We start from the raw sequence: 23,560 nt of genomic DNA, 5'->3' as shown, positions 1-23,560 counted from the left end.
TTGTCAGAATGTCCGGGTCGGCAGGTGTGTGCATGCAGAGTTCGTCCTGCCCCACGGGCGGGTCTGTTTCGGTCAAGGGGAATCGCCCGTGAAGTTGTTTGAGAAGTTGTTCGGCAAGAAGAAGAACGAGGAAAGCGGTGCGACGCGGCATCGCGCGGGGCAGCCGGAAGGGGAAGGGCAGGGCGACAGGCCGCTCTTCCGTGACGAGGTGGCCGGCCCGGGTGACAATTCGGGCGGGCTCGGCGCGTCGTCCGTTGACCCGGCTGGTTCCGGACGCATAGGTTTCGGTGAACCATCAAGCTCTAGTGCGGGTGGAGGGTTTGCCTCTGACCCCTATGCCACCAGTGCCTCCGCGGGGCAGCCGCGGCGCGAGGAGCCGTCCATGTCGGCCGAGCAGACGTGCGGCAGGTGCGGTCACCGCAGCGACGCCGCGAGCCGTTTCTGCTCCAACTGCGGGGCGCCGCTGCGGCCGGGCCTGACGCCGGAGCGCGCTTCGGAGACCACGTCCACCATCTCGATCTCGGGCCTGGAGGCCTACGAGGCCGAGGGGTCGGGCCAGCACGTGTCGTCCTCGCTCTCTCCCGAGGCCCAGGCCGCGGTGGAGGCGCTGCCGCCCGGTTCCGCGCTGCTGATCGTGCGTCGCGGCCCGAACTCCGGCAGCCGGTTCCTGCTGGACGGCGAACTGACGACTGCGGGCCGGCACCCGCAGAGCGACATCTTCCTGGACGACATCACCGTGTCCCGCCTGCATGTCGAATTCCGCCGGAGCCCGGAGGGCGGCTTCACCGTCGCCGACGTGGGCAGCCTCAACGGCACGTACGTGAACCGGGAGCCGATCGAGTCCGTCGCCCTGCACAACGGTGACGAGGTGCAGATCGGCAAGTACCGGCTGGTCTTCTACGCGAGCCTGCGGGGCGTCTGACCCCCTCGGACACCGTCCGGGGGGGAACCCCACCCCCGGACACCCTCCGGGGGGACCCCAGGGAAGGTTCCATGCTGCGTACCCCGACGGGCGGTGCCCCCAAGAACGGCACCGCCGGCTCTGCCGGGCAGCTGGTCAGCATCGGCACGGTGCTGACCACGCTGCGGGACGAGTTCCCCGAAGTCACGATCTCCAAGATCCGCTTCCTGGAGGCGGAGGGCCTGGTCGAACCCCGGCGCACGCCTTCCGGATACCGCAAGTTCAGCACGCAGGACGTGGAGCGCCTCGCGCGCGTCCTGCGCCTGCAGCGCGACCACTACCTCCCGCTGAAGGTCATCCGGGAGCAGCTCGACGCACTCGACCGGGGTGAGCAGATCCGCATCCCCGCACCCGCCGCGCACGGGGAGTCCGTGGACGGCGCCCAGTCCTGCGGCGGCTACGCCGAGGCGGCCGGGGAGCCGCCGGCGGCGGCCCGGGTGGGCCGTGCCGAGCTGATCGCCGCCGCCGAGGCGGACGAGGCGCAGCTGGTCGAGTGGGAGTCGTACGGGCTCGTCTCCGAGCTGCCCGGCGGCGGGTTCGACGCCGGGACGCTCGAGGTGGCCCGGCTGATCGCCGATCTGGGCCGGTTCGGCCTCGAACCGCGCCACCTCCGGGGGATGAAGGCGGCGGCGGACCGGGAGGCGGGTCTGGTGGAGCAGCTCGTAGCCCCGCTGCGCAGGCACCGCAACCCGCAGACGAGGGCGCACGCGGAAGCCACGACGAGGGAGCTCGCGGGGCTTTCCGTGAGGCTCCACGAGGCCTTGGTGCAGACCGCCCTCGGGCTCCGTCAGCACTGAACGGACAGGTCCCGGTGGGGCCCCGACTACCCAAACCTGCCGGGCAGGTCCTAGGGTTGCTGTGTGAACGAGCTCGACGTTGTGGGTGTCCGGGTGGAAATGCCCTCCAACCAACCGATCGTGCTCCTGCGTGAAGTGGGAGGCGACCGGTACCTCCCCATCTGGATCGGTCCTGGGGAGGCGACCGCCATTGCCTTCGCGCAGCAGGGCATGGCCCCTGCCCGGCCGCTGACGCACGACCTGTTCAAGGACGTGCTGGAGGCGGTCGGTGAGGAGCTCACCGAGGTCCGGATCACGGATCTGCGGGAGGGCGTCTTCTACGCGGAGCTGGTCTTCGCCAGCGGGGTCGAGGTGAGCGCGCGGCCGTCGGACGCCATAGCGCTCGCCCTGCGCACGGGAACGCCGATCTACGGCAGTGACGGCGTGCTGGACGACGCCGGAATCGCCATTCCCGACGAGCAGGAGGACGAGGTGGAGAAGTTCCGCGAGTTCCTCGACCAGATCTCGCCGGAGGACTTCGGGACGGGCCCCCAGTGAACGGCCCCCGGTAGCCGCGCCGGCGGCCGTGCCGTCCACCGGGAACTGTCAGCCCATTCGAGTAGCCTTTCCCCGCAACGGGGTACGGGAAACCACTCTCAGGGTGATTATCACTCGGCGTGCCGAGTGTGGCGATCGTTGACGCACCCCTGGTCACTGCCTACCTTCAAGGTGGCAGGTCAAGGACGGAGGGTCGGCGTGAGGATCACGGGCGACGGTACGACCGGGGGAACCCCCGCGCGGAGCGACGGTGGGCCGTACCCGGTGCACGCTGGCGCGGTGGGCGCCTCGCCCCGTCAGCCGGCGGCCGCGCCGGTCGGACCGGTGAGCGAAGGCCCGGCGTCCGAGCAGGTCGGCTACCGCGGACCGACGGCGTGCGCCGCCGCGGGGATCACGTACCGGCAGCTCGACTACTGGGCGCGCACCGGCCTCGTCGAGCCGAGCGTGCGGCCCGCGTACGGGTCGGGCACCCAGCGGCTGTACAGCTTCCGCGACGTGGTCGTCCTGAAGATCGTCAAGCGCTTCCTGGACACCGGGGTGGCGCTGCAGAACATCCGCACCGCCGTGCAGCACCTGCGGGACCGGGGCTTTTCCGACCTGGAGCGCATGACGCTGATGAGCGACGGCGCGACCGTGTACGAGTGCACCTCGCCGGACCAGGTCGTGAGCCTGCTCCAGGGCGGGCAGGGCGTCTTCGGCATCGCGGTGGGCGTCGTCTGGCGCGACGTCGAGAACGCGCTGTCGCAGCTGCACGGGGAGCGCGTGGACACCGGGGAGACCCTGGTGGGCCACAACCCCACCGACGAGCTCGCAGCCCGCCGGAACCGGGCCGTCTGAACCGGGCCGTGTGAACCCGGTCGGCCCAACCCGGCCGACCGGAGCGGGACCGCCGTCCGAGCCCCGCGGCGGGTCCCGGGGCCGGTGATCAGCGCGTTGTCAGTGGCGTAGGGCAGCATCGGTGCTGTGAGATCCGCCCCGACCATCCTGCACCTGGACATGGACGCCTTCTACGCCTCCGTGGAGCAGGCGTCGAAGCCCAGCCTGCGGGGGAAGGCCGTGATCGTCGGAGGGCTCGGCCCGCGCGGGGTCGTCGCCACCGCCTCCTACGAGGCCCGACGGTTCGGGGTGCACTCGGCGATGCCGACGGCGCAGGCCCGCCGCCTCTGCCCGAACGGCGCCTACCTGATCCCCCGCTTCACCCTGTACCGCGAGGTCAGCGAGCTGGTCATGAGCCTGCTGCGGGAGCTGTCGCCGCTGGTGGAGCCGCTCAGCCTGGACGAGGCCTTCGTGGACCTGGAGGCGGGCGGCGCGGCCTTCGACGCGGCGACCGCACGCGCGACGGGGGAGCGGCTGCGGGCCGGCATCACGGCCCTGACGGGGCTCAGCGGCTCGGTGGGCCTGGCCGGGTCCAAGATGCTGGCCAAGATCGCCTCCGAGGAGGCCAAGCCCGACGGACTGCTGCTGATCGAACCGGGCACCGAGCGCGAGCTCCTCGCGCCCATGCCGGTGCGCACCCTGCCCGGGGTGGGTCCGGCCACCGGGGAGCACCTGCGCCGGGCCGGGATCACCACCGTGGGGGAGCTGGCCGAGGCGGGCGAGGACGAGCTGGTGCGGATGGTGGGCCGGGCGCACGGCGTCGGCCTGTACCGGATGGCGCTGGGGCTGGACGACCGGCCGGTGGTCGCCGAGCGGGACGCGAAGTCCGTCTCGGTGGAGGACACCTTCGACGTGGACCTGCACGACCGGGTGCGGATCCGGTACGAGGTGCAGCGGCTCGCCGACCGCTGCGTGGGCCGGCTGCGCGCCTCAGGCCACTCGGGGCGGACCATCGTCCTGAAGGTGCGCCGCTACGACTTCTCGACCCTGACCCGTTCCGAGACGCTGCGGGGCCCCACCGACGACCCGGCGGTGGTGCGGGAGGCGGCCGCGCGGCTGCTGGAGGGCGTGGACACCACCGGCGGGGTGCGGCTGCTGGGGGTGGGCGTGACGGGGCTCGCCGACTACACGCAGGAGGACCTCTTCGCCCAGGCGCGGGCCGCCGCCGAGGGGGAGGCGGCGGAGCCGCAGGGCCCCGAGGAGGACGCCGCCGGGGCCGCCCCGGAGGGCGGGGTACCGGGGGCGCCCGCGGAGCCCCTGGAGGGCGCCGGGGCCGCTCCCGTGAGGCACTGGCCGGCGGGCAGCGACGTCCGCCACGCGGTGTACGGGCCGGGCTGGGTGCAGGGCAGCGGGGTCGGGCGGGTGACCGTACGGTTCGAGCGGCCCGGATCGCCCCCGGGCCGGGTCCGCACGTTCCTGCTGGACGACCCGGAGCTGGAGCCGTCCGACCCCCTGCCCCTGGTGGGGGAGGTTTAGCCGTCCTGGGGGTGGGGGCGCTGGAAGTCGGAGGGGAGGGCCACGTCCAGGCCGTAGTGGTGGTAGAGCTGGAGCTCCTGCTCGGGGGAGAGGTGGCGGCCGACCCCGAAGTCGGGGGCGTCCTTGATCAGGGAACGTTCGAAGGGCACGCGCAGGGCGTCGTCCACCACTTCGCTGGGTTCCAGGGGGACGAAGGCGTCGCGGCCGAAGAGGCCCGTCCGGACCGCGGCCCACTCCGGGACGCCCGTGGCGTCGTCGAGGTAGACCTCGTCCACGGTGCCGATCTTGGCGCCGTTGCGGTCGAACGCCTTGCGGCCGATCAGGCTGCGGGGATCGATGTCGGTCTGCACGGTCCCTCCGTACGGTCGCGGTGATGCACAGCTCATCCGTAATGACTACAGAAGTGCATATTTGAAGTGAGGGCCACTCGAGGGAGGGTCCAGATCCTCGCTGGTAGGCTGGGTGACGGCTGTTGACCCTGTGCGGGAGAGTCCTCCGAGTGAGTACGACGGAGGCGCCGAAGGAGCAAATCCTCCCCGGAATCTCTCAGGCATACGTACCGCACGTGACGAGGCCACTCTGGAAAGCAGGGGCAGGTGCCGGGCCCGCAGTACCGGGACCCTCCCCTCACCGACGGTGAAAGCCGGAGCTCTCGGGCGAACCCCGCGACTCCGGTGAAGCTCTCAGGTTGAGATGACAGAGGGGGAGGCCGTCCGGGTGCCCGCGCCGTGGTGCCCCTCGCAGGTCATACGACCAGGAGGCCTCCGTTATGACCGCCAACCGCATTCCGCTCTCCCAGCTCGAGCGGGGCATCCCCTTCGAGCAGCGTCACATCGGCCCGGACGCCGAAGCGCAGGCCAAGATGCTCGCCCAGGTGGGCTACGGCTCCCTCGACGAGCTGACCGCCGCCGCGGTACCGGATGTGATCAAGACCGCCGAGGCGCTGAACCTGCCCGAGGCCCGCACCGAAGCCGAGGTGCTGGCCGAGCTGCGCTCGCTGGCCGACCGCAACCAGGTGCTCTCCTCGATGATCGGTCTCGGCTACTACGGGACCTTCACCCCGCCGGTGATCCTGCGCAACGTCATGGAGAACCCGGCCTGGTACACGGCCTACACCCCGTACCAGCCGGAGATCTCGCAGGGCCGCCTGGAGGCGCTGCTGAACTTCCAGACCCTCGTCGCCGACCTGACCGGCCTGCCGACCTCCGGCGCCTCCCTGCTGGACGAGGGCACCGCGGCGGCCGAGGCCATGTCGCTGGCCCGCCGCGTGGGCAAGGTCAAGGGCGGGGTCTTCCTCGTCGACGCCGACGCGCTGCCGCAGACCATCGCCGTGATCGAGACCCGCGCCGAGCCCACGGGCGTCGAGGTCGTCGTCGCCGACCTCTCCGAGGGCATTCCCGCCGAGATCGCCGAGCGCGGTGTCTTCGGCGTGCTGCTCCAGTACCCGGGCGCCTCCGGCGCGGTCCGCGAGATCAAGCCGGTCATCGACCAGGCGCACGAGCTCGGCGCGATCGTCACCGTCTCCGCCGACCTGCTCGCCCTGACCCTGCTGACCTCCCCGGGCGAGCTGGGCGCGGACATCGCCGTCGGTACCACCCAGCGCTTCGGCGTCCCGATGGGCTTCGGCGGCCCGCACGCCGGCTACATGGCCGTCCAGGCCAAGCACGCCCGCTCCCTCCCCGGCCGCCTCGTCGGCGTCTCCGTGGACGCGGACGGCAACAAGGCGTACCGCCTGGCCCTGCAGACCCGCGAGCAGCACATCCGCCGCGAGAAGGCCACCAGCAACATCTGCACCGCGCAGGTGCTGCTCGCCGTCATGGCCGGCATGTACGCCGTCTACCACGGCCCGGACGGCCTGAAGACGATCGCCGCCCGCACCCACCGCTACGCCGCGGTCCTCGCCGCGGGCCTGACGGCCGGCGGGGTCGAGGTGGCGCACGGCTCCTTCTTCGACACCGTCACCGCCAAGGTCCCCGGCAAGGCCGCCGAGGTCGTCGCCGCCGCCCGTGAGGGCGGGGTCAACCTGTACCGGGCCGACGCCGACCACGTGTCGGTCTCCTGCGACGAGACCACCACCCGCGCCGACCTGGAAGCGGTCTGGGCCGCCTTCGGCGTCACCGCCGACGTCGAGGCCCTGGACGCGGTCACCGCGGACACGCTGCCCGAGGGCCTGCTGCGCTCGGACGCGTACCTGACCCACCCGGTCTTCCACCAGCACCGCTCCGAGACCGCGATGCTGCGCTACCTGCGCAAGCTCTCGGACAAGGACTACGCGCTGGACCGCGGCATGATCCCGCTGGGCTCCTGCACCATGAAGCTCAACGCGACCACCGAGATGGAGCCGGTGACCTGGCCCGAGTTCGGCCAGCTCCACCCGTTCGCCCCGGTCGAGCAGGCCGAGGGGTACCTCACGCTCATCACCGAGCTGGAGGAACGTCTCTGCGAGGTGACCGGCTACGACAAGGTCTCCATCCAGCCGAACGCCGGCTCCCAGGGCGAGCTCGCCGGCCTGCTGGCCGTCCGCGCCTACCACCGCGCGAACGGCGACGAGCAGCGCACCATCTGTCTCATCCCGTCCTCCGCGCACGGCACCAACGCCGCCAGCGCCGTGATGGCCGGCATGAAGGTCGTCGTCGTCAAGACCGCCGACGACGGCGAGGTGGACGCGGACGACCTGCGCGCCAAGATCGAGCAGTACCGGGACGAGCTCTCCGTCCTCATGATCACCTACCCGTCGACGCACGGTGTGTTCGAGGAGCACGTCGCCGACATCTGCGCCCAGGTGCACGAGGCCGGCGGCCAGGTGTACGTGGACGGCGCCAACCTGAACGCCCTGGTGGGTCTGGCCAAGCCGGGCCACTTCGGCGGCGACGTCTCGCACCTGAACCTGCACAAGACCTTCTGCATCCCGCACGGCGGCGGCGGCCCGGGCGTCGGCCCGGTCGGTGTCCGGGCGCACCTGGCCCCGTACCTGCCGAACCACCCGCTCCAGCCCACCGCCGGCCCCGAGACGGGCGTCGGCCCGATCTCCGCCGCGCCGTGGGGCTCGGCGGGCATCCTGCCGATCTCCTGGTCGTACGTCCGCCTGATGGGCGGCGAGGGCCTCAAGCGCGCCACCCAGGTGGCGGTGCTCGGCGCCAACTACATCGCCAAGCGCCTGGAGCCGCACTACCCGGTCCTCTACACCGGTCCGGGCAACCTGGTCGCGCACGAGTGCATCATCGACCTGCGCCCGCTGTCGAAGGCCACGGGCGTGAGCGTGGACGACATCGCCAAGCGCCTGATCGACTACGGCTTCCACGCGCCGACCATGTCCTTCCCGGTGGCCGGCACGCTGATGATCGAGCCGACCGAGTCCGAGGACCTCGTCGAGATCGACCGCTTCTGCGACGCGATGATCGCCATCCGCGCCGAGATCGAGCGGGTCGCCGGCGGCGAGTGGCCGGTGGACGACAACCCGCTGGCCAACGCCCCGCACACCGCCGCGGCGCTGGGCGGCGAGTGGAACCACCCGTACACCCGTGACGAGGCCGTCTTCCCGGGCGGGGTCGTGGCTGCCGAGAAGTACTGGCCGCCGGTGCGCCGGATCGACGGCGCGTTCGGCGACCGGAACCTGGTCTGCTCCTGCCCGCCGCTGGACGAGTACGACAACTGAGCCGGGACGGCGGGCCCGTCGCCGACGGGCCGCTGACGCGGTGAGGGAACGCCGAAGGGGCCGGTCCCGGAGCTTTGAGCTCCGGGACCGGCCCCTTCCGTGTCCGTGCGGTGTTGCCGTGCGCCGCCCGTCACGCCGCCGCGAGCGGGCGGTGCGGGGCGATGATCTGTCCGTCCGGCAGCAGCTCACCGGTGTCCTCGAAGAGCAGGACGCCGTTGCACAGCAGGCTCCAGCCCTGTTCCGGGTGGTTGGCCACCGGGCGCGCGGCCTCCCGGTCGGCGGATTCTGATGACGGGCAGGCGGGCTGGTGCTGGCACATGGATGGGTTCTTTCGCTGCGGTGTGGTCTGTTCGCTACGGCTCGATGCGTGGTTCATGGCCGTCCCCCTGGGTCGTCCCCGCACCTGCGGGGAGGATGTCCTCAGTGTTCCCCCAGGACCGCTGCTTCGCAGGTATTTCCCGGCAGCTGTCCTCTAGGAAGGAGGACGCATCACCCGTGCGGGCGGTTCATGCCAACTCCCCTGTCATTTCGGGTGGTTCGCATTGACCCGAGTGGACTAGGCCGAATGGGCCACCCGGATCAGGCCGCCGGGGCGGCGAGGGTCGGCGGGACCGGTGGGGCCGCCGGGGTCAGCCGGTGGGTCATGACGGGCAGCAGCTCCGAGACGGGATGCGGCCGGAAGGGCGCGATCCCGGGCGGGGCGGGAGCCAGGGGCACCAGCAGGTCCGCCGCGGCGAGGAGGCCGGCGGCGGCGTCGGCGCCCACCGCCCCGTGCAGCCACAAGGTCAACATGTACAGCTCAGGTACGGACAGCAGCCTCGGCTGGTATCCCTTGCCGAGCGACTCCGCCTGGCGCAGGGCGCGTTCGGTCGCGGCGACGTAGGGGCCCTCGAAGAAGTGGGAGAAGGTCCAGCCGTCCGGTGTCAGCCGGGTGTCGGCCGCCGCGACGAAGCGGTCGCCGCTGCGGATCAGGAACCGCCAGCCGGTGAGGCGGGTGCGGGGCGGGCGGCCGCCGGCCGCGTGGCCGGACACGCTCAGGCGGTCGAGCACGTGGACCGGGAGCGGGAGTTCGGCGGTCAGCGGGCCCTGGACCGAGCGCAGGGCCGGGGTGTGTGCCTCGTGGACGGCGGTGGGAGAACCGAGTGCCGCGAGAACGCTGCGCAGGGCGGGCGCGGGAGCCGGGGGAACATGCAGCGGCATGGTGGGTCGCCTCTCACTTGGGAGACCTGTGGTGCGGGGGAAGGTGCGGACGGCGCTGTCGCATTCTGGGGTCAGAGGTGGGCTTTGGGGCAATGGCCGCGCGCCAACTCTCTGCCTCGTTTGCGGAGTTTATACGACATGTGTTCACGCAGTGTTTCGGCTAGCCGTCCCGCCTATTGCCGGCAAGGCGTCTTCCGGTCCCGCTGCCATGGTATTCATGCCGGATGCACGCGGACATGCCGCGCTGACCTCGGAGGTTACCCCAGGGGTGCTCGGCTTGAAACCTTCGGCTATCAGGAATTGGCAAAGGCCAAGGGGAAATTGCGTTCCGTGGGTTGCCAGGTGAATGTGCCGGAGCGCCCTTCGGGCCGTACCGGCGCGCGCTCCCCGCCAAGGCCGCCCGCCCCGCGTTATGGATCACGGTGCCTGGGCATCATCGACCGTGACGTGCGCCCGGGGGGACCGGGCCTGGCCCACTCGAGGAGGGACACTTCGATGGGGGAGAAGGTCGTGGCAGGCGGATTCGACCTGTCCGATCGGCATCGGTATCGGAGGAAGCTTCACGAGTGCCTGGAGGGGCTGGAGCGGCTTCTGGCGGAGAAGAGGTTCGATCGCCCGAAGAACATGATGGGGCTGGAGATCGAGCTGAATCTCGCGGGTGCCGACGGTTTGCCGCGCATGGTGAATGCGCAGGTGCTGGAGCGGATAGCGAGCCCGGATTTCCAGACCGAACTCGGAATGTTCAACCTGGAGGTGAACGTACTCCCGCACCGGCTCGACGGGAGGGTATTCGACCAGCTCTCCGAAGAACTGAGCGCGGGACTCCACTACGCCCACCGGCAGGCCGCGGAGATCGACGCGGGCGTCGTGATGATCGGGATCCTCCCCACCATCTCCCGCGCGGACCTGGCCCTGGCCAACCTCTCGGCGGTGGACCGCTACTCCCTGCTCAACGAGCAGATCCTGATGATGCGCGGGGAGGACTTCCGCCTCGACATCGACGGGGTGGAGCGGCTGACCTGGAGCACGGGCTCGATCGTGCCGGAGGCCGCCTGCACCTCCGTACAGCTGCACCTCCAGGTCACCCCGGCCCGGTTCTCCGACGTGTGGAACGCGGCGCAGGCGGTGACCGCCGTCCAGATAGCCGTGGGGGCCAACTCGCCGTTCCTGTTCGGGCGCGAGCTGTGGCGCGAGTCGCGTCCGCCGCTGTTCACGCAGGCCACCGACACCCGGCCGCCCGAGCTCCAGGCGCAGGGGGTGCGGCCGCGGACCTGGTTCGGGGAGCGGTGGGTGGACTCGGCGTACGAGCTGTTCGCCGAGAACGTCCGCTTCTTCCCCGCCCTGCTGCCGATCTGCGACGAGGAGGAGCCGCTGCGGGTGCTCGCCGAGGGCGGGGTGCCGAGCCTGCAGGAGCTGGTCCTGCACAACGGCACGGTCTACCGGTGGAACCGGCCCGTCTACGGGGTCGCCGACGGGGTGCCGCACCTGAGGGTGGAGAACCGGGTCCTGCCGGCCGGGCCCACCGTGGCCGACGTCGTCGCCAACGCCGCCTTCTACTACGGACTCGTACGGACCCTCGCGGACGAGCCGCGCCCCGTGTGGACCCGGATGTCCTTCGCGGAGGCGGAGGCCAACTTCGACGCGGCCTGCCGGTACGGGATCGACGCGCGGATCCGCTGGCCGCGCAAGGGCCGGGCCGGGGGGCTGGTGAGCGTGCCCGCGGTGCGGCTGGTGCTGGACGAGCTGCTGCCGATGGCCGCGGCCGGGCTGGACGCCTGGGGCATCGAACCCGCCGACCGGGACCACTACCTCGGGATCATCGAGGAGCGGTGCCGGCGCCGGGTGAACGGGGCGACCTGGCAGGTGGAGACGTACCACCGCGCCCTGGCGGGCGGACTGGAGCGCGACGCCGCCCTCGCGGCCACCACCCGGCGCTACAGCGAGCTGATGCACAAGGGCGACCCCGTGCACACCTGGCCCGTGGGCCTGGAGGAACAGGAGGTGGACGCCACCCGGGCGGCCCGCCGCTGAGGAGCCGGCCGGCCGCGCCGGTCCCCGCCCGCTGATCCGCTCCCGCCGCCGAGGAGGCAGTATGGGGTGGTGGTCGCAACGGGACGGGAGTCAGGCGTGCGCGTCGAGCCGGAGCCGGTGGTCGTGGAACTGCGCGAGGACGGGCGCCGGGTCCTGCGCACCGAGACCCTGCTCGTGCTCGCGCTGTCGCTGGGCGCGAGCGGGGTCTCGGCGCTGATCAGCTTCATCGGCTCGCTCACCAAGCCGGGCGGCCTCAAGGACCAGGCCGCCACCCTCAACGGCTCCTACGCGCCCGGGCGGCCGTGGCTGGACCTGGCCTGGCAGCTGTTCGGGATCGCGTCCGCGCTGGTCCCCGTGCTCCTCGTCGCGCACCTGCTGACCCGCGAGGGTGCGCCCGGGCTGCGGGTGCTGGGCTTCGACCGCACCCGCCCCGGACCGGACCTGGCCCGGGGCGCGCTCGTGGCCGCCGGCATCGGCAGCGCCGGGCTCGCCTTCTACCTGGCGGCCCGGGCCACCGGCTTCAACCTGACGGTGGTGCCGGAGGCCCTGCCCGACGTGTGGTGGAAGTTCCCCGTGCTGATCCTCTCCGCGGTGCAGAACGCCGTGGTCGAGGAGGTCATCGTGCTGGCGTACCTGCTGCGCCGGCTCGGGCAGCTGGGCTGGTCGCCGACGGCCGCGCTGCTCGCCAGCTCCCTGCTGCGCGGCTCGTACCACCTCTACCAGGGCATCGGCGGGTTCATCGGCAACATGGTGATGGGCGTCGTCTTCGTCCTCGCCTACCGGCGCTGGGGCCGGGTCGGCCCCCTGGTCGTCGCGCACGCCCTGCTCGACATCGTGGCCTTCGGCGGGTACGCCCTGCTCGCCGGCAAGGTCGGCTGGCTGCCGACGCCGTAGCCGTCCGGGCGCGTCAGGGGGCGGTGAGCAGTTCGCCGTCGACGACCGTGACGGCGCGGCCCGTCAGGAGGGTGCGGTCGCCCGCGAGGCGGACCCGGACCAGGCCCGTGCGCCTCCCGCCCTGGAGGCCGGTCAGCTCGGTACGGCCCAGGCGCGCCGCCCAGAAGGGGGCGAGCGCGGTGTGGGCGCTGCCCGTCACCGGGTCCTCGTCGATGCCGACGGCGGGGAAGAAGCCGCGCGAGACGAAGTCGTAGCCGCGGGAGGGGTCCTCGGCCGGCGCGGTGACGATGACCCCGCGCCGCGCGTAGGCGCGCAGGGCCGCGTGGTCGGGTGCGAGCTCGCGCACGGTCCGCTCGTCGGCCAGTTCCACCAGCAGGTCGCCGATGTGCTCGGCGGTGTCGTGGAACGACTCGGCCCGAGCTCCCAGCGCGCGCTCCACCGCGGGGACCGGCTCCACCGGGGTCAGGGACGAGGTCGGGAAGTCCATGGTGACGGTCCCGTCCCCGGCGACGTCGGTGGTGAGGACCCCGCAGCGCGCGGCGAAGCGGACCGGGCCCCGGGCGAGGCCGGCGGCGGCGATGACGTGCGCGGTCGCGAGGGTCGCGTGGCCGCACATGTCCACCTCCGCGGCCGGGGTGAACCAGCGCAGCGCCCACTCGGCGTCGCCGCCGGGCGGCAGCGGGTGGGCGAAGGCGGTCTCGGAGAGGTTCACCTCGGCGGCGACCCGCTGGAGCCAGGCGTCCGGGGGGAAGCCGCCGTCGAGGAGCAGGACTCCGGCGGGGTTCCCCTGGAAGGGGCGGTCGGTGAAGGCGTCGACGATTCGGATGCGCATGGGGCCGACCGTAGGGCGGTTCTCCGATGACGGACAAAGGCCAATTCCGGGTGACTGGCCTGGTCACGGCCATGCTCGGACGACCGTCGGCGATAGTTTCCGATATATCGTTGACGCATCGCGATGGGTCAGCGATAGTGAGGGAGTCGAAACGACGACTGGCATGACGGACATGGCAGAGATGACGAAAGGAGCGCAGTGATGCGTTCACGCGGACAGCACGACCACGGACATGACCACGGACGGGGCCACGGCCACTGCGGGCCGGACCGTCGGGAGGAGTTCAGGGGGCTGCGCGCCGCCTTCGGCCCGTTCGGGCCGCCCTTCGGGGGCGGGCCCTTCGGTGGGCGGGGCGGACGCGGCGGACCGCGCGGGCGGGCCAGGCGGGGCGACGTACGCGCCTCGATCCTCGCGCTGCTCGCCGACCGGCAGATGCACGGCTACGAGATGATCCAGGAGATCGGCGAGCGCAGCGGCGGGGCGTGGAAGCCCAGCCCGGGCTCGGTCTACCCGACCCTGCAGCTGCTCGAGGACGAGGGGCTGATCACCAGCGCGAGCGAGGGCGGCAAGAAGCTGTTCACGCTCACCGACGCCGGCCGCGCCGAGGCCGAGTCGGGCCCCGACGCCCCCTGGGCGGATGCCGGGCGCGGCTTCGACTTCGAGGCGGTGCACGAGGTCCGTGCCGCCGCCGGCGGGCTGATGGAGGCCTTCGGGCAGGTCTTCAAGACCGGCTCGCCCGAGCAGCGGGAGAAGGCCCTCGCGGTCATCAACGACGCCCGCAAGAAGCTGTACCTGATCCTGGCCGACGAACACTGAGACGGGACGCGCGCCCGGCCGGGACGCGTACCGGCCGGGCACGCGCGGGCGCGCCCCGCGAGTCCGCTCGCGGGGCGCGCCTCGTCGTGCGTCCGGCCCCGGACCCGGGCAGGGGTCAGGCGACCAGGCCGGCCAGCTTGCGCAGGGACTCGTTCAGCGCGGCCGTCGCGGAGTCCTTGAGTTTGCCCGCCATCAGGGAGACGGCCGCGCCCGTGAACTCCCCGTCGATGCGGACCTTCGTGGCCCCGCCGTCGGGGGTCAGGGTGTAGCGGGTGAGCACCGCGACGCCCATCGGGCCCTTGCCGGTGATGGCGAAGACGCGCTGCTCCTCCAGTTCCGAGACCGTCCACAGGACCTCGGCGGGGAATCCCATCATCTTCATGTTCTCGCTGAAGGTGGATCCGACCGCGAGGGTCTGGGGGCCGCCCTTGGGGAAGTCGGTGTGCGTCATGCTCCACTGCCCGTACGCGTCCCAGTCGGTCAGCTGGGCCCAGAGCTTCGCGGCGGGCGCCTCGATGCGTGATTCCGCGGTGACTTCAGCCATGCGTCCACCCCTTCTCGTCGGGTACGTGCGGCGGAAGGTAGCCCCGGCGGGCGGAACATACAAGACTGACGACCTGTCAGGTACGGGGTTCCCCGGCCGGATGATCTCGGGTGTGTCTCAACAGGTGTCTCGCGGGTGACGCTCCTGTCCGGCCCTGCCATGATGGCCCGATGCAAGCGTCAGGGAAGAACGCCGGACTGGGCCTCGCCCTCGTCTCGGCATGCGCGTTCGGCGGTTCGGGTGTCGCGGCGAAGCCGCTGATCGAGGCGGGTCTGGACCCGCTGCACATGGTGTGGCTCCGGGTGGCCGGAGCGGCCCTGGTGCTCTCCCCGCTCGCCTGGCGGCACCGGGCCCTGGTGCGGCGCAAGCCCCTGCTGCTGGCCGGCTTCGGGCTGGTCGCCGTCGCGGGCGTGCAGGCCTTCTACTTCGCCTCCCTGTCCCGGATCCCGGTGGGCGTGGCCCTGCTGCTGGAGTACCTGGGCCCCGCGCTGCTGCTCGGCTACATACGCTTCGTGCAGCGCAAGCCCGTGACCCGCGCGGCCGCGGCCGGGGCGGCGGTGGCCGTCGCCGGGCTGGCCTGCGTGGTCGAGATCTGGGCCGGGCTGCGCCTGGACCTGTTCGGGGTGCTCCTCGGCCTCGCGGCCGCCTGCTGCCAGGCCTTCTACTTCGTCTTCGCGGACCAGGGCGCCGATGCCGAGGACGCGCCGGACCCGCTGGGCGTGATCGCGCACGGCATGGTCGTCGGCGCCCTCGTGATGACCGTGATCGCCCGCCCGTGGCAGATCGACTGGCAGGTGCTGGGCGGGGACGCCGCCATGGGCGACGTCCGGGTCCCGGCCCTGGCGCTGCTGGGCTGGGTGGTGCTGGTCGCCACCGTGTTCGCGTACCTGACCGGCGTGGTCTCGGTGCGCAGGCTCTCGCCGCAGGTCGCGGGCGTGGTGGCCTGCCTGGAGGCGGTCGTCGCCACCGTCCTGGCCTGGGTGCTGCTCGGCGAGCAGCTCTCCGGACCGCAGGTCCTGGGCGGCGCCCTGGTGCTCGGGGGCGCCTTCATCGCGCAGTCCTCGCGGCCCGCGCCGGTGGTCGTCCAGGAGGCGCCGCTGCCGCCGGTGCAGGACCGGGAGCCGAGCAGCGCGTAGCCGGGGGCTGGGATTCCGGTCAGGGGTGGTCCGGGCGCCGGAGGCCGCGTAGGGTGCTGGACATGCCTTCCACCGTTTTCTCCGCGGTTCTTCCGCCGCCGGCCGCCTAGCGCGGGCGGCTGCCTCCAGCACGACGAACGAACCCGCCCGGGGAGCCCCCGGGCCGGTACGCGCTGCCCGCGAAGCGATGACCTCCTGTCCTCGTCCTTCACGCATGCGCGGAGAAACACGTGTCGAACCACTCGCCCGCCGCCGGGCGCAGCCTGCTGTACCTCGTCGTCGCCGGAGCCGCCTGGGGCACCGCCGGGGCGGCCGCCTCCCTCCTCTTCCTGGCCAGTGACCTCGGTCCGCTCGCCCTGTCCTTCTGGCGCTGCGCCGGCGGGCTGGCGGTGCTCCTCGGGGTGCTCGCCGTACGCCGCCGCCCGGCGCGGGCGGCCCGGCCCGTCCGGCCGTCGGCGGCCTCGCTGATCGCCACCGGGCTGATGTTCACCCTTTTCCAGGCCGCCTACTTCGGGGCCGTGCGCGAGACCGGCCTGGCGGTCGGCACCGTGGTCACCCTCGGGGCGGGGCCCGTGCTGATCGCGCTGGGCGGCCGGTACTGGATGGGCGAGCGGCTGGGCCGGGGCGGGGTGGCCGCCGTCGTCGGTGCCCTGGCGGGACTGGCCGTACTGGTGCTGGGCTCCGGGGGCGGTGAGGTGCGGCCGCTCGGGGTCGGCTGGGCGCTGCTGTCCGCCGCCGGGTACGCGGCGATGACGCTGCGGGCGCGGTGGCTCGGGCGGCGCGGCGCGGGCGGGGACCCGCTGGTCACCACCGCGTGGTCGGTGGCGGTGGGTGCGGTGTGCCTGCTGCCGCTCGCGGCGGCGGAGGGGCTGCTGCCGCACACCGCCGAGCCGGCGCGGGTGCTCTGGCTGCTGGTGTACGTGGCCGTGGTGCCGACGGCGCTGGCGTACGCGCTGTACTTCACCGGGGCGGCGGCGGTGCGTGCCGCGACGGTGTCGGTGGTCATGCTGATCGAGCCGGTCAGCGCGGCGGTGATCGCCGTCGCGGTGCTCGGGGAGCGGCTGACCGGCGCCGTGGTGCTGGGCACCGTACTGCTGCTGGCGGCGGTCGGGGCGCTGATCGCGGCCGAGGCGGGCCGGCCCGGTGGCAGTGCGCGCCGCGTGGCCGGCGGCGGGCCGGAGGACCGGCCCGCCCAGGAGCCTCAGAGTGCGGTGATGTAATCCGGGACGGCGATGCCGGGGGCCAGGCCGGCGGCCGGGACGGGGGTCCCGTACGCCGGTGCCACCGGGACCACGCCCGACCAGAAGGGCAGGTCCAGGTCCTCGGCGTCGTCGTTCGGGCCGCCCGTGCGGACCTTCGCGGACACCTCGTTCAGGTCCAGGCGGATCACCGCGGTGGCGGCCAGTTCCCTGGCGTTGGCGGGGCGGGAGTCCGCCGAGCGGCCGGGTACGACCTGGTCGACCAGGGCGTCCAGCGCGATCCGGCACTCCTCCTCGTCGGTGACCTGGTAGGCGGTGCCGTGCACGACCACCGAGCGGTAGTTCATCGAGTGGTGGAAGGCGGACTTGGCCAGCACCAGACCGTCCACGTGCGTCACCGTGAGGCAGACCGCCAGGCCCGGGTCGGCCTTCCCGGCGGCCAGCAGCGGGCGCGATCCGGTGGAGCCGTGCACGTAGAGGGTCTCGCCCACCCGGCCGTACAGCGTGGGGAGGACCACCGGGGCGCCGTCGCGGACGAACCCGAGGTGGCACAGGTAGGCCTGGTCGAGTATCGAGTGCACCGTCTCGCGGTCGTAGCGCGCCCGCTGGCGGGCGCGGCTCGGGACGGTGCGGTCGGTGGGCTCGTAGTCGGCGACGGTGGTGGCGCTCATGGTGCGTACTCCATTGCACTAGTGCATAATGTCGTTTGTGCTAGGAGAGTATCTGATCAGTGGGCGCCGCGCATCGGAAATCGCGGCCAGTGTCGAAACCGGCGTCGGATCGGGCGCGCTCGCCCCGGGGGCGCTGCTCCCGCCGATGCGTGAACTCGCGGCCGCGCTGGGGGTGAACCCCAACACCGTGGCCGCCGCGTACCGCACCCTGCGCGAACGCGGGGTCATCGAGACCGACGGGCGGCGCGGCAGCCGGGTCCGGTCCCGGCCCGCGACCGCCCCGCGCGACGTGCGGCGCGTGCCGGTGCCCGAGGGCGTGCGCGACGTCGCGCAGGGCAACCCGGACCTGGCGCTGCTGCCCCCGCTGGACGGGGCGCTGGCCGCCGCCGCCCGGCGGTACGCCGAAGCCCCGACCCTGTACGGGCAGGACCCGGTGGTCCCGGACCTCGCCCGGCTCGCCCGCGCCGGCTTCGAGGCCGACGGGGTCCCGGCCGGGGCCCTCGCGGTGACCTCGGGGGCCCTGGACGGCATCGAGCGCGTGCTGGCCGCGCACCTGCGGGCCGGGGACGCGGTGGCCGTCGAGGACCCGGGCTGGGGGAGCGTGCTGGACCTGGCCCCCGCCCTCGGCCTGCGGGTGGTCCCGGTGGCCGTCGACGACGAGGGACCGGTGCCGGAGTCGGTGGCGCGGGCGCTGGAGGCGGGGGCCCGGGCCCTGGTGGTCACGGCCCGCGCGCAGAACCCGACCGGTGCCGCCGTCTCCGTGGCTCGGGCGGCGGGGCTCAGGGAGCTGCTGGCCGGGCGTCCCGAGGTGCTGCTCATCGAGGACGACCACGGCCACGGGATCGTCGACCTGCCGCTGTGCCCCCTCGGCGGGGTGACCCGGCACTGGGCGCTGATCCGCTCGACGGCGAAGGCGTACGGCCCCGACCTGCGGCTCGCGGTGCTCACGGGGGACGCGGTGACGATGGACCGGGTCCGGGGACGGCAGCGGCTGGGCCCGGGGTGGGTGAGCCGGCTGCTCCAGTACGCGGTGGTCGACCTGTGGACCTCCGGCGCCGTGGACCGGGCGGCCGTGGCCCGCTCGTACGGGCTGCGCCGGGACGGCCTGGTCGCCGCGCTCGCGGAGCGGGGCGTACGGGCGCACGGGCGGAGCGGGATGAACGTGTGGGTGCCCGTCGCCGACGAGACGGCCGCGGTCACCCGGCTGCTCGCCGCCGGCTGGGCGGTGCGCCCCGGGGCCGGCTACCGCGTCCAGGCGGGCCCCGGGGTGAGGATCACCGTCTCCGGGCTGGATCCGGCGGAGGTCGGGGGCCTGGCCGACGCGGTGGCCGCGGCGGTCCGCCCCGAGGCCCAGGGGCGCTTCGACTGAGCGCGGCAGCCCCCGCCGCGGCGTGCGGCGGGGGCGGGGCGCGGGGCGTGGGGCGGGTGGTGTCCGGGCCGGTCAGGCGGCCTTGCGCGGGGCGGAGCGGGACTGGGTCAGCGCCGCACCCGCCAGGATGACCGCCGCGCCCACCGGGGTGTTCCAGTGCAGCTGCTCGCCCAGGACCAGGACGCCGGCGGTGGTGGCGATGACCGGGATGAAATAGGTGACCATCTGCGCCGTGGTCGGCCCGATCTCCGACACCAGCCCGTACTGCGTCTGCAGCGCCATTCCGGTCCCCAGGGCGCCCAGCGCGACCACGGCGAGCGTCGGCCACAGCGGGAAGCCGGCCGGGGCCGGGGTGAACAGCGCGCTGACGGCGGCCAGCTGGACCGTGGAGACCATGAGCTGGGCCCCGGTGAGCGCCACCGGGGAGCCGGGGGTGCCGGCCAGGGTGCGGCGGACGTAGATCCAGCCGATGGGGTAGGAGAGCGAGGCCAGCAGGGCCAGCGCGGTGCCCCTGGCGTCGACGCCCGCGAAGCCCTGCCAGGCGCCGAGCACCGTCAGGACGCCCAGGAAGCCGATGCCCAGGCCCGCGAAGCGGCGGCGCGTGGGGCGGTCCTCGGACAGCGCCACCAGCGAGAGCGCCATGCCCCACAGCGGGGAGGTGGCGTTGCAGATGCCCGCCAGGCTGGAGGGGATGCTCTGCTCGGCGTAGGCGAAGAGCGAGAACGGGACGGTGTTCAGCAGCAGCGCCGCCACCGTGAGGTGGGCCCAGGTGCGCCGGCCGCGCGGCAGCGGCTCCCGGCGCACCAGCAGCACCACGAGGAGGGCGAGCGCCCCGAAGAACACCCGGCCCAGGGCGACCTGGAAGGGCGCGAACGCCTCGGTGCCGACCTTGATCAGGAGGAAGCTGAAGCCCCACACCACCGAGAGGAGGGCGAACCGCACGCGCCAGTCCAGGCGGGCGGCACCACCGGTGCCCCGGCGGGCCGGCTGCCGTACGGGGGAGTGGGCGGTGGGGCGGGAGGTGGTCGGTGCGCTCATGCGGTTCACTCTGCTGTGCCCGACCTCGTAGGACAAGCGAGAGTTCGTTGGAGGGAAGGCGTAGCATCGCTTACATGTTGAACCTGGAGCGCCTGCGCACCCTCGACGCCCTCGCCCGCCACGGCTCGGTCAGCGGCGCCGCGGGCGGCCTCCATGTGACCACATCGGCGGTCTCCCAGCAGATGGCCAAGCTCGAGCGGGAGGTCGGCCAGCCGCTGCTCGCCAAGAACGGGCGCGGGGTCCGGCTCACGGACGCGGGGCGGCTGCTCGCCGACCACGCCGCCCGGATCATCTCCCAGGTGGAGCTCGCGCAGGCCGACGTGGAGGCCCAGCGGGGCTGTGCGGTGGGGGAGTTGCGGATCGGGGCCTTCCCCACCGCCATGCGGGGGCTGCTGCCCCGCGCCCTCGGCGCGCTGCGGGCCGCCCATCCCGAACTGCGGGCCATGGTGCGGGAACGGGAGCCGGAGGAGAGCATGGCGGCCGTCGTGCGCGGCGACCTGGACATGGCGCTGGCCATCGACTGGCACAACAAACGGATGCCGGTGCCGGCCGAACTGTCCCGGGCCCACCTGCTGGACGACGCCGCCGACATCGCGGTCCCCGCGGCGCACCCGCTGGCCGGGCGCGCCGAGATCTCCCTCGGGGACCTCGCCGGCGACGACTGGATCTCGTGGAACGAGGGGCAGTTCTGCCACGAGTGGCTGGTGTTCACCCTGCGCGGCATCGGCGTCGAACCGCGCATCGCGCACATCGCCGAGGAGCACCACACCCAGCTGGCCTTCGTGGAGGCCGGGCTGGGCGTCTGCGTCACGCCCCGGCTGGGCCGCGGGCCGGTGCCGCCCGGCGTGCGGCTGCTGCCGGCGGTCGACACCGTCCGCCGCCACGTGTACGTCGTCTGGCGGACGGACGCGGGCCGCCGGCCCTCCGTCAGGGCCGCCGTCGCCGCCCTGACGGAGGCGGCCGCGGCGGTGTAGCCGCCGGTCACCACCTGGTCATGTCCGAAGCCCTCACATCTTGCGGAAGTCCCAGGACACCACCGAGTCCGGGGTGAGGCGGATCCAGGCGTGGCGGCCGTCGTGCGGCATCTCCTCGATCCCGAAGTTCTTGAGGGGGAAGAGCCGTTCCGGCTCCAGCAGCTCGGGGCAGGGCTCGCCGGTGCGCGGCGCCTCCCCCACGAAGACCGCGCTGCCGGACAGCTCGACCCCGCGCAGCTCCCCGTACTCCTCCCCGGCGTCCACCACGACCGAGATCCGCGGGTCGGCCCGCAGGTCGGCCCAGCGGCGGCTGCGGGTGATCGAGTACAGCCACATCGAGGTGCCGTCCCAGGCGAACCACAGGGCGCCCACGTGCGGGCGCCCGTCCGGGGAGACCGTGGCCACCCGGCAGGTGCGCTGCTCCCGCAGGAACGCGTCCACCTCCTTGCCGCTCATCATGATCCGTCGGCCCCGCCGCTGCGCCGCCCCGGCGCCCGTCCCGTCCATCCGTCCCGCACCCCTTCACATCTGACTGTGTGTCAGGAATCATGCGTGCTCTTCCGTCGCCACGCCAGGGGGAGTCATGCCGGAACTCGATCCGTCCACCACCGCGCTGCTCACCGTGGAGTGCCAGAACGGTGTGGTGGGCGAGGAGAGCGCCCTGCCCGAGCTGGCGAAGGAGGCCCGGGACTCCGGCATGCTGGACCGGGTCGCCGCGCTCGTGGACGCCGCGCGCGGAGCCGGCGTACAGGTGGTGCACGCGGTCGCCGAACGGCGGCCCGACGGGCTCGGGGCGAACACCAACGCACGGCTCTTCCGGGCCGCCGGGAAGCTGCCCGTACGACAGCTCACCGGCAGCGACGCGGTGCGGGTCGCCGCCCCCATCACCGTGGACGGCCGGGACCTCGTGGTCCGCCGGCTGCACGGGCTCTCCCCGATGGCCGGCACCGGCCTGGACGCCCTGCTGCGCAACCTCGGGGTCCGCACGCTCGTCGTCACCGGGGTCTCCTCGAACATCGCGATCCCGAACACCGTCTTCGACGCCGTCAACCTCGGCTACGAGGTCGTGGTCCCCTCCGACGCCATCGCCGGGGTGCCCGCCTCCTGCACCGCCGAGGTGATCCGCAACTCCCTCGCGCTGGTGGCGGCCGTCACCACGGCCGAAGCCCTGCTCGTGCGGTGGGCTCAGCCGCGCTGACCCCCGTAACCTGGGCGGATGCTGTCCGAAGTGATCGCGACCCGCTACGTCACGCCCTTGCGTGAGGGCGGCTCGCTCCCGGGGATCGTCGAGGCCGACGATCTCGGTACCTACGTCATGAAGTTCACCGGAGCCGGCCAGGGGCGCAAGACCCTGGTCGCCGAAGTCGTCTGCGGGCGCCTCGCCCAGCGGCTGGGCCTGCGGGTCCCGCGGCTGGTGCAGATGCAGCTCGACCCCGTCATCGGGCTCGGCGAGCCCGACCAGGAGGTCCAGGAGCTGCTCAAGGCCAGCGGCGGGCTCAACCTGGGCATGGACTACCTGCCCGGCTCGATCGGCTTCGACCCCCTCGCGTACCGGACCGACCCGGTCGAGGCGGGACGCGTCGTCTGGTTCGACGCGCTGATCAACAACGTCGACCGGTCCTGGCGCAACCCGAACATGCTGGTCTGGCACGGGGACCTGTGGCTCATCGACCACGGCGCCACCATGATCTGGCACCACAACTGGCCCACCGCCCAGGCCGCCTCCGCCAAGCCCTACAACGCCTCGGACCACGTCCTGGCCCCCGTCGGCCCGGACATCGCGGCGGCGGCCGCCGAGCTGGCCCCGCTGGTCACCGAGGAACTGCTCACCGAGGTCACCGCCGACGTCCCCGACGAGTGGCTCGTCGACGAGCCGGGCTTCGGCTCCACCGACGCGGTGCGCCGCGCCTACGTGGAGGCACTGCTGCCGCGCGCCGCCACGATCCACGAGAGGATCACCATGGAGGCCGAGGTCAGGCAGCGGTCCGGTCCGCCGGGCTGGCTCGCCGAGCGCCTCCCTCCCCAGTCGGACAAGAACAAGCAGAAGAGCGGCGACGAGTGACCAAGCGGGACGTGTTCGAATACGCGCTGGTGCGCGTGGTGCCCCGGATGGAGCGCGGCGAGTGCTTCAACGCCGGAGTCATCGTCTACTGCCGGGCGCACTCCTACGTCGCCGCGCGCACCCACCTCGACGAGGCGAAGCTCCTCGCCCTGGACCCCGGGGCCGACGTGGCCGGGGTACGGGCCGCGCTGCGCGCGGTCGAGGGGCTGTGCGCGGGCGGCGAGGAGGCCGGGCAGGCGGCGGGCGACGACGCGGGGCGCAGGTTCCGCTGGCTGATCGCCCCCCGCAGCACGGTGGTGCAGCCCGGTCCGGTGCACACCGGCCTGACGGCCGATCCCGCCGCCGAGGTGGAACGCCTGCTGGAGCTGCTCGTCCGCTGATTTCCGGGCAGGTCCGCGCCGCCGCCGCCGGGAGCCGTTGACACGGGGTGTCAGGGCTCCTAGCGTCTCCTCAGCTGAGGCTACTAAGCGGTTGCTCACCTCCGGGCGGCCG

The 23,560-nt window shown here is 73.1% G+C and carries 24 protein-coding genes and 1 riboswitch; of the genes, 16 read left to right on the top strand and 8 right to left on the bottom strand.

The features are described 5' to 3' along the window. Positions 1-28: 28 nt before the first annotated feature. The 5 genes from D1J60_RS06170 to D1J60_RS06150 all read left to right on the top strand — a co-directional run bounded on the left by D1J60_RS06170 (position 29) and on the right by D1J60_RS06150 (position 4,647). Positions 29-922, top strand: a complete 894-nt coding sequence (locus tag D1J60_RS06170; protein WP_125603031.1) for an FHA domain-containing protein — start codon at positions 29-31, stop codon at positions 920-922. Positions 923-993: 71 nt separating this feature from the next. Continuing rightward, positions 994-1,758, top strand: coding sequence for a MerR family transcriptional regulator (locus tag D1J60_RS06165; RefSeq protein WP_206436489.1), 765 nt, complete (start codon positions 994-996; stop codon positions 1,756-1,758). 63 nt (positions 1,759-1,821) lie between these two features. Next, complete coding sequence (locus D1J60_RS06160) at positions 1,822-2,295, top strand: bifunctional nuclease family protein (RefSeq protein WP_007262890.1); 474 nt, start codon at positions 1,822-1,824, stop codon at positions 2,293-2,295. A 198-nt stretch (positions 2,296-2,493) separates the two neighbouring features. Then, on the top strand, positions 2,494-3,132 hold the full coding sequence (locus tag D1J60_RS06155; RefSeq protein WP_125820432.1) for a MerR family transcriptional regulator: 639 nt from the start codon (positions 2,494-2,496) through the stop codon (positions 3,130-3,132). 126 nt (positions 3,133-3,258) lie between these two features. Beyond that, entirely contained in the window at positions 3,259-4,647 is a 1,389-nt protein-coding gene (locus D1J60_RS06150) for a DNA polymerase IV (protein WP_125820431.1), read from the top strand. Here the strand turns inward: D1J60_RS06150 and D1J60_RS06145 are convergent. Then, positions 4,644-4,997: a PRC-barrel domain-containing protein gene (locus tag D1J60_RS06145; RefSeq protein WP_206436488.1), complete on the bottom strand. Its 354-nt coding sequence runs from the start codon at positions 4,995-4,997 to the stop codon at positions 4,644-4,646. The genes D1J60_RS06150 and D1J60_RS06145 overlap by 4 nt on opposite strands. A 123-nt stretch (positions 4,998-5,120) precedes the next feature. Further along, a riboswitch (glycine riboswitch) is annotated at positions 5,121-5,219 on the top strand. A gap of 197 nt (positions 5,220-5,416) precedes the next feature. Between D1J60_RS06145 and gcvP the strand changes: the two genes are divergently transcribed. Then, positions 5,417-8,302, top strand: coding sequence for an aminomethyl-transferring glycine dehydrogenase (gene gcvP / locus D1J60_RS06140; protein ID WP_125820429.1), 2,886 nt, complete (start codon positions 5,417-5,419; stop codon positions 8,300-8,302). A gap of 130 nt (positions 8,303-8,432) precedes the next feature. Here the strand turns inward: gcvP and D1J60_RS06135 are convergent, their stop codons facing one another. After that, on the bottom strand, positions 8,433-8,621 hold the full coding sequence (locus D1J60_RS06135; protein ID WP_007262885.1) for a DUF5999 family protein: 189 nt from the start codon (positions 8,619-8,621) through the stop codon (positions 8,433-8,435). A 260-nt stretch (positions 8,622-8,881) separates the two neighbouring features. After that, on the bottom strand, positions 8,882-9,502 hold the full coding sequence (locus D1J60_RS06130; RefSeq protein WP_125820428.1) for a hypothetical protein: 621 nt from the start codon (positions 9,500-9,502) through the stop codon (positions 8,882-8,884). Between the two features lie 495 nt (positions 9,503-9,997). Between D1J60_RS06130 and D1J60_RS06125 the strand changes: the two genes are divergently transcribed. After that, positions 9,998-11,533 carry a glutamate-cysteine ligase family protein gene (locus tag D1J60_RS06125; protein ID WP_125600140.1) on the top strand — a complete coding sequence of 512 codons (1,536 nt, stop codon included), beginning with the start codon at positions 9,998-10,000 and terminating at the stop codon, positions 11,531-11,533. A 96-nt stretch (positions 11,534-11,629) separates the two neighbouring features. Then, on the top strand, positions 11,630-12,427 hold the full coding sequence (locus D1J60_RS06120) for a CPBP family intramembrane glutamic endopeptidase (RefSeq protein WP_185899547.1): 798 nt from the start codon (positions 11,630-11,632) through the stop codon (positions 12,425-12,427). Between the two features lie 13 nt (positions 12,428-12,440). Here D1J60_RS06120 and D1J60_RS06115 read toward each other — a convergent pair whose 3' ends face one another. Beyond that, a complete protein-coding gene (locus D1J60_RS06115) occupies positions 12,441-13,259 on the bottom strand; it encodes a PhzF family phenazine biosynthesis isomerase (RefSeq protein ID WP_125820427.1) in 819 nt (272 codons plus the stop codon). 201 nt (positions 13,260-13,460) lie between these two features. On the opposite strand from D1J60_RS06115, the gene D1J60_RS06110 reads away from it, so the two are divergent. After that, on the top strand, positions 13,461-14,075 hold the full coding sequence (locus D1J60_RS06110; protein WP_125820426.1) for a PadR family transcriptional regulator: 615 nt from the start codon (positions 13,461-13,463) through the stop codon (positions 14,073-14,075). Positions 14,076-14,190: 115 nt separating this feature from the next. Here D1J60_RS06110 and D1J60_RS06105 read toward each other — a convergent pair whose 3' ends face one another. Next, complete coding sequence (locus D1J60_RS06105) at positions 14,191-14,619, bottom strand: SRPBCC family protein (protein ID WP_125600149.1); 429 nt, start codon at positions 14,617-14,619, stop codon at positions 14,191-14,193. Between the two features lie 170 nt (positions 14,620-14,789). Here D1J60_RS06105 and D1J60_RS06100 point away from each other — a divergent pair, with 170 nt between their 5' ends. Beyond that, positions 14,790-15,755, top strand: coding sequence for an EamA family transporter (locus D1J60_RS06100; RefSeq protein WP_125820425.1), 966 nt, complete (start codon positions 14,790-14,792; stop codon positions 15,753-15,755). Positions 15,756-15,985: 230 nt separating this feature from the next. Beyond that, positions 15,986-16,975 (top strand): EamA family transporter, encoded by a 990-nt coding sequence (locus D1J60_RS06095; protein ID WP_241253167.1) that lies wholly within the window; start codon positions 15,986-15,988, stop codon positions 16,973-16,975. On the opposite strand, the gene D1J60_RS06090 is transcribed toward D1J60_RS06095, so the two are convergent. Continuing rightward, positions 16,957-17,625, bottom strand: coding sequence for a pyridoxamine 5'-phosphate oxidase family protein (locus D1J60_RS06090; RefSeq protein ID WP_125820424.1), 669 nt, complete (start codon positions 17,623-17,625; stop codon positions 16,957-16,959). The genes D1J60_RS06095 and D1J60_RS06090 overlap by 19 nt on opposite strands. A 37-nt stretch (positions 17,626-17,662) precedes the next feature. Between D1J60_RS06090 and D1J60_RS06085 the strand changes: the two genes are divergently transcribed. Next, positions 17,663-18,994 carry an aminotransferase class I/II-fold pyridoxal phosphate-dependent enzyme gene (locus tag D1J60_RS06085; protein WP_125820423.1) on the top strand — a complete coding sequence of 444 codons (1,332 nt, stop codon included), beginning with the start codon at positions 17,663-17,665 and terminating at the stop codon, positions 18,992-18,994. Positions 18,995-19,066: 72 nt separating this feature from the next. On the opposite strand, the gene D1J60_RS06080 is transcribed toward D1J60_RS06085, so the two are convergent. Further along, entirely contained in the window at positions 19,067-20,068 is a 1,002-nt protein-coding gene (locus tag D1J60_RS06080) for a DMT family transporter (RefSeq protein WP_125820422.1), read from the bottom strand. Positions 20,069-20,106: 38 nt separating this feature from the next. On the opposite strand from D1J60_RS06080, the gene D1J60_RS06075 reads away from it, so the two are divergent. Continuing rightward, entirely contained in the window at positions 20,107-21,006 is a 900-nt protein-coding gene (locus D1J60_RS06075; RefSeq protein ID WP_125595036.1) for a LysR family transcriptional regulator, read from the top strand. Between the two features lie 33 nt (positions 21,007-21,039). Here the strand turns inward: D1J60_RS06075 and D1J60_RS06070 are convergent, their stop codons facing one another. Further along, positions 21,040-21,513 (bottom strand): pyridoxamine 5'-phosphate oxidase family protein, encoded by a 474-nt coding sequence (locus D1J60_RS06070; protein ID WP_125595037.1) that lies wholly within the window; start codon positions 21,511-21,513, stop codon positions 21,040-21,042. 76 nt (positions 21,514-21,589) lie between these two features. Here D1J60_RS06070 and D1J60_RS06065 point away from each other — a divergent pair, with 76 nt between their 5' ends. The 3 genes from D1J60_RS06065 to D1J60_RS06055 are packed head-to-tail and all read left to right on the top strand — an operon-like array spanning position 21,590 to position 23,448. Further along, the gene (locus tag D1J60_RS06065; RefSeq protein ID WP_164720849.1) at positions 21,590-22,204 is read left to right on the top strand and encodes a cysteine hydrolase; all 615 of its coding nucleotides are present in this window, start codon (positions 21,590-21,592) and stop codon (positions 22,202-22,204) included. A gap of 18 nt (positions 22,205-22,222) precedes the next feature. Beyond that, positions 22,223-23,068, top strand: coding sequence for a HipA family kinase (locus D1J60_RS06060; RefSeq protein WP_125820420.1), 846 nt, complete (start codon positions 22,223-22,225; stop codon positions 23,066-23,068). Continuing rightward, positions 23,065-23,448, top strand: a complete 384-nt coding sequence (locus D1J60_RS06055; RefSeq protein WP_007262870.1) for a DUF3037 domain-containing protein — start codon at positions 23,065-23,067, stop codon at positions 23,446-23,448. The genes D1J60_RS06060 and D1J60_RS06055 overlap by 4 nt, the downstream gene beginning before the upstream one ends. Positions 23,449-23,560 lie beyond the last annotated feature (112 nt).

It is taken from the genome of Streptomyces sp. W1SF4, assembly GCF_003950035.1.
GTDB classification, from domain to species: Bacteria; Actinomycetota; Actinomycetes; order Streptomycetales; family Streptomycetaceae; genus Streptomyces; species Streptomyces racemochromogenes.
Note: the sequence above shows the minus strand (reverse complement) of the source record. Positions and strands in the feature narration are given on the sequence as shown.